The organism is Prevotellamassilia timonensis, from assembly GCF_021531665.1.
In the GTDB taxonomy this organism is placed as follows: Bacteria; Bacteroidota; Bacteroidia; order Bacteroidales; family Bacteroidaceae; genus Alloprevotella.
Window position 1 is genome coordinate 1 of sequence record NZ_JADYUH010000075.1, and the last position, 11,625, is coordinate 11,625.

7 protein-coding genes are annotated in these 11,625 nt (G+C 42.5%); 3 read left to right on the top strand and 4 right to left on the bottom strand.

Features of this window, described 5'->3' with window-relative positions:
• Positions 1-375 precede the first annotated feature (375 nt).
• The 3 genes from I6E40_RS09910 to I6E40_RS09920 are packed head-to-tail and all read right to left on the bottom strand — an operon-like array spanning position 376 to position 6,257.
• Entirely contained in the window at positions 376-3,489 is a 3,114-nt protein-coding gene (locus I6E40_RS09910) for a type I restriction endonuclease subunit R (protein ID WP_235386880.1), read from the bottom strand.
• A 4-nt stretch (positions 3,490-3,493) separates the two neighbouring features.
• Positions 3,494-4,690: a restriction endonuclease subunit S gene (locus tag I6E40_RS09915; RefSeq protein ID WP_235386881.1), complete on the bottom strand. Its 1,197-nt coding sequence runs from the start codon at positions 4,688-4,690 to the stop codon at positions 3,494-3,496.
• Between the two features lie 4 nt (positions 4,691-4,694).
• The gene (locus I6E40_RS09920; protein ID WP_235386883.1) at positions 4,695-6,257 is read right to left on the bottom strand and encodes a type I restriction-modification system subunit M; all 1,563 of its coding nucleotides are present in this window, start codon (positions 6,255-6,257) and stop codon (positions 4,695-4,697) included.
• Positions 6,258-6,897: 640 nt separating this feature from the next.
• Between I6E40_RS09920 and I6E40_RS09925 the strand changes: the two genes are divergently transcribed.
• The 3 genes from I6E40_RS09925 (at position 6,898) to I6E40_RS09935 (ending at position 10,429) form a co-directional block, all read left to right on the top strand.
• Positions 6,898-8,886 carry a hypothetical protein gene (locus tag I6E40_RS09925; protein ID WP_235386885.1) on the top strand — a complete coding sequence of 663 codons (1,989 nt, stop codon included), beginning with the start codon at positions 6,898-6,900 and terminating at the stop codon, positions 8,884-8,886.
• A gap of 101 nt (positions 8,887-8,987) precedes the next feature.
• Positions 8,988-9,347 (top strand): hypothetical protein, encoded by a 360-nt coding sequence (locus I6E40_RS09930; protein ID WP_235386887.1) that lies wholly within the window; start codon positions 8,988-8,990, stop codon positions 9,345-9,347.
• Between the two features lie 122 nt (positions 9,348-9,469).
• Complete coding sequence (locus tag I6E40_RS09935; protein ID WP_235386889.1) at positions 9,470-10,429, top strand: LytTR family transcriptional regulator DNA-binding domain-containing protein; 960 nt, start codon at positions 9,470-9,472, stop codon at positions 10,427-10,429.
• 404 nt (positions 10,430-10,833) lie between these two features.
• Here the strand turns inward: I6E40_RS09935 and I6E40_RS09940 are convergent, their stop codons facing one another.
• Positions 10,834-11,157 carry a transposase gene (locus tag I6E40_RS09940; protein ID WP_235386891.1) on the bottom strand — a complete coding sequence of 108 codons (324 nt, stop codon included), beginning with the start codon at positions 11,155-11,157 and terminating at the stop codon, positions 10,834-10,836.
• Between the last annotated feature and the right edge of the window lie 468 nt (positions 11,158-11,625).

The window sequence follows — 11,625 nt, forward strand, 5'->3', positions numbered from 1 at the left end:
CTTAAGAGGGGGCTTGTCTTTCGCCAAAAACCGTATTATTCGACACAAAAACATGTTTAGCGGACAGTAATAATTGCGAATAATAATTCGTTTTCAACAGACGTTTTTCTTTGACATTTTCGGCTGCGCTCAACAATTTCATAATGTCGGCTGCACTCGGCATAGCCCGAACAAGTTCGGCTCTGCGCTCATTTGCACGCCATTTCAAGTAAACTTGATTGCGCTCACTTGCACGAAAATTTCTTTGACATTTTCGGCTGCGCTCGGCAATTCAAGTAAACTTGATTGCGCTCACTTGCACGAAAATTCTCGCCATGGCAAAGTTCGAGTAAACTCAACTTTGCTCATCTGGCTTAACGAAAACGTTATTATTATTCAGACTACACCGAAATACTTCTCAAAGAATACCTTCAACTTCTCTATCACGGCCTTCTTTTTCTCCTGCCGGTTGCCGCCGCCGAAGCGGGACATTGCTGGGAGTATCTTGTCAATGTCTGTGCCCGTTGTGCGTATCGCTCCATCACGAAAAGCATTCTCCACGAACTTGACGGTCTCGTCTGCTTTCAGTTTCTCGCTTGCAATAATCTCATTCAGGTCGTCCTGCCTGCGCTGCTTCACATACGCCTCCCAAGCCGAAGCGACATCGGTTGCGGCATTGACGCTTGCCACGAAATCCTCAATGAGTTCTTTCTTGCTTCTCAACTGCATACTCGCACTTACCGCCTTGCGGATATTGACGAGTATCTCCTTGTCCTTGCAGTTGCTGTCGTGGTAATTCTTCACCAAAAGCAGTATGTAGTCAATGTTGATTTCAACCTGCCTTATCAGTTCAGTCTCAAAAATGATGTCATCATTGACAACTTCTTTATCGCCCTTACCTCTCTTTCTCCACTTATCTTTCAGGTCAAGGTAGTGGCTCTGATAGTCCTGCATCTGTCCGTCAGTGAGCAGTTGCCGTCCGTCAAACTGGTCGAATGACTGCAATACATTTATAGACTTCAACAAACTGCCGAAGAGGGCGATGAAGCGCCTCTCCTCCTCTTCGCCCATAGGCGTGTATCCATCTGGGTATTGCTGTTGGAGTTCTGCTACCAGTTCTTTGTATCCATAACAATGCTTACCGTTCTCGGCATCGTATCCTTCGTAGTATGACTTGAAATCTTTAAGCAGGACTATGCTCGCTGCGTCCTTATCGCCGAACAGGGCAATCGCATCATCGGTCTCTTGTTGGAGGTTGCGAAAGCATACGACGTTGCCGTAGGTCTTCACCGAGTTGAGTATGCGGTTAGTTCTGCTGTATGCCTGTATCAGTCCGTGCTGTTTAAGGTTCTTATCCACGAACAGAGTGTTAAGGGTGGTAGCATCAAATCCAGTCAAGAACATATTGACAACTATCAGCAAATCCACCTGACGGTTCTTCATTCGCAGCGACAGGTCTTTGTAGTAGTTCTGAAACTTTTCGCTTGAAGTGTCGTAGTTGGTGGAGAACATCTGGTTGTAATCCTTGATAGCACCCTCCAAGAAGTCTCTGCTCGGTTGGTCAAGGTTGGTGGTGCTCTCTGGGTTCTCCTCCACGAGTATGCCGTCTATCTCCTCCTCGTTTGCACCGTATGAGTAGATGGTGGCAATCTTCAATCGCTGTGCTTCTGGCAGATGTGCCTGCTGTGCCTTGAACTCGTTATAGTATGCCTTTGCCATATCAATGGAGGCAACAGCAAACATAGCGTTGAAACCTGCCAGTTTCTGCGTCATCTTCTCCTCCTTGACCTCGCCCTTCTTCGCCTTTGCCATCTGCCCGATGTTTTGGGCAACGCGATAGGAGTAGTATGATGACCTCTTGGTCTTCTGGTCAAAGTGCTCCAATATATACTTCACCACGGCACTCACTCTTTCCGGGGCAGACATAACGCGCTCTCGGTCAATAGCAGAAATCTGCTTGTCCAGTATATCCTCTTTCGTTTTAAGGGTGTTCACATAGTCTATTCTGAATGGTAGGACATTCTCGTCGTTGATGGCATCCACAATGGTGTAGGTGTGGAGTTTATCGCCGAATGCCTGCTGTGTGGTTTTCAGTTTCAAATCTCCACCGCTGCTTGCGTTCTGGGCGAAGATAGGTGTGCCCGTGAAACCGAATATATGGTATTTCTTGAAGTTCTTGGTTATGGCGTTGTGCATCTCGCCAAAGTTGCTTCGGTGGCACTCGTCAAAGATAATCACCACCCTCTGCTGGAAGACGGGATGGTTTTTGTTCTTCTGAATGAAGATGGAGAGTTTCTGTATGGTGGTGATGATGATGCGGTAATCGCGGTAGCCGCCGTTCTTATCCTTGTTTTCAAGTTGCCGTTGAAGGACGGAAGTCGAGGCGTTGCTGTCAGCAGCGCCCTCCTCAAATCGGTTATACTCCTTCATCGTCTGGTAGTCAAGGTCTTTTCTATCCACGACGAACAGCACCTTGTCTATGTAGTCAAGGCGTGAAGCGAGTTGAGCGGTCTTGAATGAGGTAAGGGTCTTGCCCGAACCTGTCGTATGCCATATATAACCGCCGCCTTCGGTCTTGCCGTATTGCTTGTAGTTGTGGGCGACATTTATGCGTCCGATGATACGCTCCGTTGCTGCAATCTGATAGGGACGCATCGCGAGGAGCATCCTCTCACTCGTAAATACGCAATACTTGGTGAGGACATTTATCAGTGTATGCTTGGCAAAGAATGTGCGGGTGAAGCCGATCAGGTCGTTGATAGCCTTGTTGTTGCTGTCTGTCCAAAATGACGAGAACTCAAACGAGTTGCTGGTCTTCTTGCTCTTTGTCCTGTTTCGCTCCTGCTCCTTGATGTGGTTGAAGCGTGTGGAGTTGGAGTAATACTTGGTGTTGGTACCGTTGGATATGACGAATATCTGAACATATTCATACAGTCCGCAGCCTGCCCAGAAACTATCTCTCTGATAGCGGTCAATCTGATTGAACGCCTCTTTGAGTTGAACGCCTCTTCGCTTCAATTCTATATGCACAAGCGGCAGTCCATTGACGAGTATGGACACATCGTAGCGGGCATCGTGGTTTCCCTGCACCTCCTCGTATTGGTTGATGACTTGGAGGCAGTTGTTATGAATATTCTTCTTGTCAATCAGGTAGATGTTCTTGGTCTCGCCAGTGTCTCTTTTGAGGACTTGGATATGGTCTTCCTGTATCTTGGTGGTCTTTGCTTCAATGCCTTCGTTCTGGTTGGCAATGACATCATTGAAGAAACGCTTCCATTCGCTATCGGTGAAGGTGTAGTCGTTGAGTTTCTGCAACTGCACACGGAGATTATCCACGAGGTCTTGTTCCTTGTGGATAGGGAGGTAGTCGTATCCCTGCTCGGTGAGGGTCTTGATGAACTCCTTCTCTAATTGTGCTTCCGACTGGTATTTATCGCTCTTGCGGTAAATCGTCTGATAGTCGCTAACAATCGTGTAGTCTTCGTTTTCTGCAATAATGTTATATGCCATAGTCTTATGCCTTTTGCTTGAAGGTCAATAATTGGTCTCGGTAGTATTCGTATTGCTTGCGCCTTGCCTCTATCTCTGCTGGGAGACCTGCGGTGATGTCGGTGGTTAGGGTGCTAAATCTATCAAGGATAGAGACTATTCGCTGCTGCTCGGCGAGAGGTGGGATAGGGATAGTTATTCCAGACAAAGAAGTTTGAGATATATTGGGGACTGAACCAACTCCCTGTAATTTTGCAACTTCCTGTTGAAATCTATAAGTCTTTAACACATATGCCAAGAATGCAGGATTACACTGTATATTTTTTAATACTACTAACTGTGGGTTTATTGTTGCTTCTTTTGGCAAATACTTAACAAGTGCCGTTTTGCCGACAGAGGCTGTTTTTGTGAAAATAACATCTCCAACTGCGACTTTTATTTCTGGGGACTCCTCGTATTTTGCCCAAGAAATATATGAGCAATCTTCATAATTCAATTCTTGGTTGATAATGTTAGAAGGGCTTAAAGTAATCGCTCCGTCTGCTTCTTCCACCAAGTCTTGTCTTGTATATCCTCTAAAACCAATTCGCCCTTTAATATCACATACATCTCCCAACTTCTTCCATTCAACGCTTACGCTTTGCCACCTATTTAATTCATTGAAGGACAATAATTTATCCCTGTAATAGTTGTATTGTTGTAATCTTTTTTGCAGTTCTGCTTGCAGTTCTGCTTGCAGTTCTGCAAAACTATCTAATATCCTTACTATCTCCTCCTGAACAGAAAGGGGCGGGACGGGGATAGTCAATGCTCTAAAATCACCTCCTGTGAGTTTAGGTATATTACCGTGTATCAGTGGAGTGATATTTATTGTCTGTAAATAATGAAAAAGATAGCGAAGAAGAACACCTTTTTTCTCGCTGATGATATGAGCGTGGTTATTCACCCAAATCTTGCCTTCTGCCCAATTAACAACAGGAGTTCCGCTTGGTGTAATCACGCTGCCATCTTCGCCGACAAGAACATACTTGCCATCAAAAATATAATTAGCAACATAATCTTGGACACCATTGGCTCCATAGTATGGGTATTCGCCTGCAACTCTTGCACCTTTGGTAATTGGTTTTCTTTTGTTGTCCAATATCTGACAACAGTCCTCCAACTTCTTATATTCAACTCCATCAGGGCAATACTGCTGAATAAGTTCATTTAATCTGCTCATAGTCTTATCCTCCAATTTCAGCAATAATCTTATCTATCTCCGCTCGCAGAACATTCTCTCTTGCCACAATCTGTGCAATCTCCTCATTCAGTTTCACAATATCCACCTGCTCACGAGTATCCTCCTGCTCCACATAGGTAGAAACAGAGAGGTTGTAGTCGTTCTCCGCCACCACATCGTTCGCCACCAACTTGCATACATAATCAACATCCTTTCTCTCGGCGAAGTAATCAACGATATGCTGGATGTTCTCTGGGGTGAGTTTATTGTTGTTGGTAATCTTCACGCACTCACGGCTGGCATCTATGAAGAGCGTAGCGTTATCCTTCTTACTCTTCTTCAATACCATAATGCAGGTAGCGATAGAGGTGCCGAAGAAGAGGTTATCGGGGAGTTGGATGACGCAATCTACATAGTTGTTGTCAATCAGATACTGGCGTATCTTCTTCTCCGCACCGCCACGATACATAATGCCCGGGAAACAAACTATGCTCGCCGTGCCGTTGGTTGCCAACCACGCCAACGAGTGCATAATGAACGCCAAGTCCGCCTTTGACTTTGGAGCAAGCACGCCGGCAGGAGCATAGCGAGGGTCGTTGATGAGAGTAATATCGTCGTCGCCCTTCCACTTGATAGAATAAGGTGGGTTAGAAACAATCACCTCAAATGGTTCATCGTCCCAATGCTGTGGCGAGAGAAGTGTATCCTCGCAGGCGATATCAAACTTGTCATAGTCAATGTCGTGCAAGAACATATTGATACGGCAGAGGTTGTAGGTGGTAAGGTTAATCTCCTGACCATAGAAACCCTGACGCACATTGTCCTTGCCGAGTATCTTTGCCGCTTTCAAGAGCAGCGAACCCGAACCGCAAGCAGGGTCATAGACCTTATTGACTTCGGTCTTGCCAAGCGTTGCCAGACGGGTGAGGAGTTCGCTTACCTCCTGCGGAGTGTAAAACTCGCCGCCGCTCTTACCTGCGTTGCTCGCATACATACCCATCAAGTATTCGTAGGCATCGCCGAAAGCATCTATCGTATTGTCTTGGTAGTCGCCGAGGTTCATCTGCTGAATGCCGCGAAGGAGTTTTACCAGTTTCTCATTTCGCTTGATGACAGTCGCTCCCAACTTATTTGAATTGACATCAACATCAGCAAACAATCCGTTGAAATCATCCTCGCTTTCAGTTCCCTTCGCACTCGCCTCAATAGAGTTGAAAATCTGCTCCAAAGTCTCGTTCAGGTTGGCATCCTTGTCGCACGCCTTGCATATATTGCAGAAGAGTTGGCTCGGCAGAATAAAGAAACCCTTCACGCCCACCATCTCTTCGCGTATGCTCTCCGCTGTGGCATCGTCCAAAGTGGCATAATCAAAATCGGTGTTGCCCGTATCCCACTCGCCCTTGTTGATATAGTTGGTGATGTTCTCGCTGATGTAGCGATAGAAGAGCATACCGAGAATGTATGCCTTGAAATCCCATCCATCTACCGCACCTCGCATCTCATCGGCAATTGCCCATATTGTTCTGTGGAGTTCTGCACGCTCCATCTCTTTCTTATTCTCTGCCATAGTGTTTAGGTTGTTATTGCGACAAAATTAACAATAATATTCCGTCGGCCCCCAAAACAGCCTCCGAAAATCTCGCTAAATGCATAATGAAGATTGTTTTATGGATTTCGGGAAGTGCCGGCAAAAACAAGAAAAACCGAAAAAAGAAAAACGCCCAATCAGCCATGATTTTGCATTTCTCAGTAAAATCAGCCATATTTTCAAAATAATTTTCGTAACATTGCAAAGCAAAATCTTGCCATTGAGTGAGATGATGCTCTCCGTCGACTGCACTCGTGTAGTGTCTAACCGGCCGAGATTACATAATAAAAAGCGTTATTGACGCAAGTTCGGATGCTTGGAACTTAGGACACTCCAATATCTTATCCTGGACTGTGCAACGATGATGCTCATGGGTATGTTATACGCATACCCTCTTTCCGTCATTATACATATAGTGGCGGTTTGTAGGGTATAATATATACATACATAGCGTGAGGTCTCGTTGCTCGTTCGATAAGATGGGCAGTCCTAAGGCCTCAAGCGTGAACGAGCAACAATATGAGGCTTCACGTTTTTTTCATGCAGTTCTACCAACTCATGTTTTTTCAATATGTAACGTCTGAATAGGAGCCATAAGACAATAAAAGTGAACGTTACAATGAATCAAGTAGAGAAGGCAAAAATTACCAAACTTATCCAAATCATTAATTGGGAGGATACAGAAAACAGTATTCGACCAATGTCAGCAGATTTCTGTTCTATTTATAATGAGTTTCATTCTACAAATGCTGTTGGAACAGAAGATGAAAGAGTACAACAACTCAACGAGTTTTGTGCATGGTGTAACGAAATTGCAGATATGTTATCTCCGCAACAAGCAGTAATACTATTCAATGAACTCAGAAAGGATGGTATTTTCTTCCGAGATTTTGAAATAACTGACACCGCAAGCAAATTTGTGTTAGATTTTGAGATAGGCAAAGTTGGTGATATCGTCAATTGGCAGGGTTTGGTACACAAAGTGCTTAGCAATCTATATCAAAAAGCAACTCAATACGAGCCGATTCTTGGACTACCATCAAAAAATACCTACTTCTATCAGCGGGTAAGTAGATGCATGTTAGAAGGTTTGTTTTGCAATTTGCATTTTGAACAATATTGTACAGATGTATGGTACCAATCTTTTGACTGTATTTTAAAAGAGATAGTTCGTATTGATCATGACACAGCAAGGAAAGAAATAGAATCTGCGCTGGAAAGACTTCTAACTGTCGTAGATAATGAGAATGATTATTATGCTGTATTTGAAGCCTATTATAATAGACTGAAGAACAGGCATGATGACAAAAGAATTGAAAACGATGATTATAATATAGCAAAGATGAAAATAATTGATTTAAACGCTCTGTTGAAAACCATTAAGAAGGCTGTATCAGACCAGAACTCACAAGTTCCTACAATCCTTGTTACAGTTGATTGCACGTTCCTTGTAGATGTGATTCGTGCTGAATACTCAAGTTGCTATAGTGTATGCGGTCATCCGCAGGATGAGAGTAAGAGTTACTGTTTCTTGAAGCCTGCAGAATGCGACCTGTATTACTTCGTCTACACCCGCTTCAAAGAATTTGGAGATTTGCAGTATGCTATTGATATTGCAACAAAAGGGCACAAACCTTCTTTTATCATTCTTGACAACAACTCAGAATATAAGTATTTTCCAAAAGACATCTTAGAGAAATATCCAACCTTCTCTGTGTCCTTGATGAATAGTTTGTTCCCACCACTTCAGAAATTTGTAGATTCTCTTAACAGCAGTATTAGAGACACACTTTCAGAATATGCATGGATACAAATATCTCTATTTTGGAAACATGAATTTTCAAGATTATATTTAGGCAAAGACTTTATAACTTTGGGTGAAAATTCCCCTATTTTCAATCAGAAAAAATGGGAGAATTGGTACAATGATGAGGTGTCAAAATTGGAAAAATTCTTGAGTGGTCATTCCCAAATCAAACTCCCAGAATTTCCAGTTCGTTATGTTTCTTCGTTTCCTTCCGAGAAGGACAGAATGCAGATCGTCAAAGAGCAACTTGTCATGTCTGCTATAGAAGGAGCACTCACATCTAGATGTAATCCAGAAGCAATAGTGAAACCTCTCCTTGAGTTCTTTGATATTGACAATTATGTCTGTCCCAATCAGGAGTTGTATCTCAGAGAATGCTTAAAAGAAGCCAAGGGTTTTGAAATGCTCTCTACCTATCATCAGTTAATCCCTATTCTGATTGAAAAATGCTCTCATTCGACAAGCCTCAAATACTCAGATGAATTGGAGCAGTTACTTGTTGACACATACCAATCAGTTAAGGTTGAAGAAGCCAAGGTTGAAGATTCTATCATATTGCTGCTTGACATTGCAACAAGAATTAGGAACCTTAGGGACTATAACTTTAAAGGAGATGACGGCTACTTTGTAAAGAGGGCAAAAGAATTATCAGTGGTTTCTGAAGTTTCAGTGGATTTGGCAAAACAAATCGAAGATATGGCAAAACCATATATTGAAGAGGAAAATGAATTCATGATGAATTGCTTGAATCTTGATAGTATCGAGTATTCTGATGAACTTAAATCTAACCTAATCATTTAAAAAATGAATAAAATATGAAAAGTAGAAATCTCATTCTGAGTATTATTATGGCAGTATCTGCCGTGACTGCTCAGGGACATATAGTAAAATAGGATTTGCTTATGAAGACAATTAACTTAAACGAATTGAAGCAACTCATCAAAGAGTATGCATCGTCAAACATTATAGCACCTTTGTTCGTATTTGGTGAAAGCCATTGGGACGGCCGATGGGAAGCAGTAAGAGAATTGCTTGGTGAAACTTGTTGGAAAATCACTTTTGACGACGACAGTCCAAGACAAGATATCCCTTATTGTTTGTATAATACATATTTTGGCGCTGAATGTAATTCAACTTTGGCCAACTGTTTCACAATCGCTACTAATATTCACAGACCTGTATTTTGCTTCATTGACAATTCTGTTAAAGATGAAGTTCCTCAGGACATTCTGAGCGGTAATACCTTATACGAATTACGATAAACGGTAATACTCAGTTATAATATACACAGTTAAACAACCAATATGAGAAAACGAAATACGATTATGAAGAAAAAACTATTATGCTGTATTTGAAGCCTATAATAATAGACTGAAGAACAGGCATGATGACAAAAGAATTGAAAACGATTAATGCAAATATTCGGAAGAACTTCCAAATAGTCTCATCATATCATAAACATCTGATTACTAGTATGAAAATCTCAATAACAAATAGCAGAGAGCACATATATGTTCATCTGGACCAGTTTCTGTTTGCAGAGGCTGATGGAAATTATGTGGACATACATCTCACAAATGGTTCGCACCGCAAGGCCATAAGAATGTTGTTAAAGCAACTAGAAGAGTTGATTAATGCCGAAGGAACTTATCAGCAGCATCACATTCTGAAGGTTGGACGTTCATATCTTATCAATACTGATTTCCTTGTAGGAGTAAACCGCACAGAACACTATGCTGTTCTGAATACTGCTGGCGGAAATATCAAATTAGATATTGCAAAGACAGATGCGAACAGGTTACTTCTGTCTTTGGAGAAGAATAAAAGACTTGAAGTACTCCAGACTTATTCATACAAGCAGAAGTTGACAGTATCAGTAAATGAATTGAATGATACAGTAGAAGAGTTCGTTGACCTTGGACTTCCAAGCGGAACACTTTGGGCATCTTGCAATGTTGATGCAAAGATTCCAGAACAGCCAGGAGAACTTTATACATGGCATGAATGTCACCATTGGTCTTTACCATCAAGAGAAGATTTTGAAGAACTGAAGACTGAATGTATTTGGACTTTCTGCACAGTAAAGACAGTAACAGGTTGCCTTGTACAAGGTCCTAATGGCAATGTTATTTTCTTACCATGTGCTGGTTTGCGCAAGCCAAATGAATCCTCAAGAGATTGGAATGTCAGAGGTTGCTATTGGACAGCAACAGAAGTAAATGATGTCGAAAACAGAATTGCTTACTCATTCCACTTTGAAGATTCGGAAATGGAAGTAGGCTTTGTTGAATGGCTTAATGACAAAGAATGGGCTTATGCAGTTAGACTGGTAAAACGAAGTTAGAAAATGAACTCTTTATATATTAAAAGGCAGGTGCAACAACACTTGCCTTTTTTCGTATTCTAACCATGAAAGAAAACAGTAATTCCACTTGCTGGTCTTCATCTCACGACATAAACCCCACATCTCATACCATACCGAATAAAGTCTTCTTTTATATCAGGATATGTCACGACCTTTGCATCGTCAAACAACAAGAAAACAGTAAAGAATCCGCTACAAAAAGTAGCATTTAAGTTAGACATTTCTGCATCATCGGGAAGTAATCCCGAGTCTGCAGGTTAATTTGGGATGATGCAAGATATTCCGTTTCGGAGTGTCAAAGCATCGTATATGAGCGCTCTAATGAGCGATTATGTGCCCAATATATGGGTCTTTTACAGGTCCAAGGCGCTCTTTGAAACATTTTACGCAATCTGGAGAGACCTTTCGATGTCATAGAGGAAAAGACGGCGCATGTTGATCCATGCGCATCGGGCTATTGCCTGGAGCGTATGCTTGATTAATCCTCTGTAACGTGTCTTGTTGTTCCGGGTGTGAAAGCAGTATTGGAAGATGCTTGCCTCGACGTTGTTCCGCTTCTTGCGTTCGTCCCACGGGATGGATCCCGTCTGCCGCCTTACCTTGGAGCGTTCAATGCTGGTCTTGTCAAAGTATCGGTAAGTGTCCTTGCCTTCCTTTGTCTTGACGGGTATCTTCCACTTGTCATCCTTCACCTTGATGGCGGTCATTACCTCTGCCGTCTGCTGGTCGGTTATCTCAAGTGTCCCGTCCTCCTGCAGGTCAAGGTCGAAACGTGAGGGCTTTCCCTGAATTCCGTTGGCAATGAAGTCAAAGCCATTCTCCTTGTCTGCTGCGAGTTCCCGGTTCTCCTTTTGAACAGTCCGAGTTGCTTGTTTGTAGTCGATTTCTTGAACCTATCTTTGGACTTGATTTTTATACAAATTTATGTATTTTTCTCCAGATTACATAATGTCAAAGAACGATTTAGCGTTAAACAAATATAATATTAATCATAGGTCGGCTTGCCGACTTTTTAGAGTAAACTCGTATATCAAAATGAAGAAAGAATCCGAAGATGAAGAATTCTGGATCGAGCCTGAGGAACAGCATGAAGAGTGTCAGAATCCTGACATCATCTGCGAGTGGAACGAAGACGAATGTTATGAGTTCGGTGGGACTGAAGAGGACAGGAAGAA

Bases quoted from the DNA above. Each gene is read 5' to 3' on its own strand.
- I6E40_RS09910 (WP_235386880.1), bottom strand. From the start codon at position 3,489: ATGGCATATAACATTATTGCAGAAAACGAAGACTACACGATTGTTAGC.
- I6E40_RS09915 (WP_235386881.1), bottom strand. From the start codon at position 4,690: ATGAGCAGATTAAATGAACTTATTCAGCAGTATTGCCCTGATGGAGTT.
- I6E40_RS09920 (WP_235386883.1), bottom strand. From the start codon at position 6,257: ATGGCAGAGAATAAGAAAGAGATGGAGCGTGCAGAACTCCACAGAACA.
- I6E40_RS09925 (WP_235386885.1), top strand. From the start codon at position 6,898: ATGAATCAAGTAGAGAAGGCAAAAATTACCAAACTTATCCAAATCATT.
- I6E40_RS09930 (WP_235386887.1), top strand. From the start codon at position 8,988: ATGAAGACAATTAACTTAAACGAATTGAAGCAACTCATCAAAGAGTAT.
- I6E40_RS09935 (WP_235386889.1), top strand. From the start codon at position 9,470: ATGATGACAAAAGAATTGAAAACGATTAATGCAAATATTCGGAAGAAC.
- I6E40_RS09940 (WP_235386891.1), bottom strand. From the start codon at position 11,157: ATGACCGCCATCAAGGTGAAGGATGACAAGTGGAAGATACCCGTCAAG.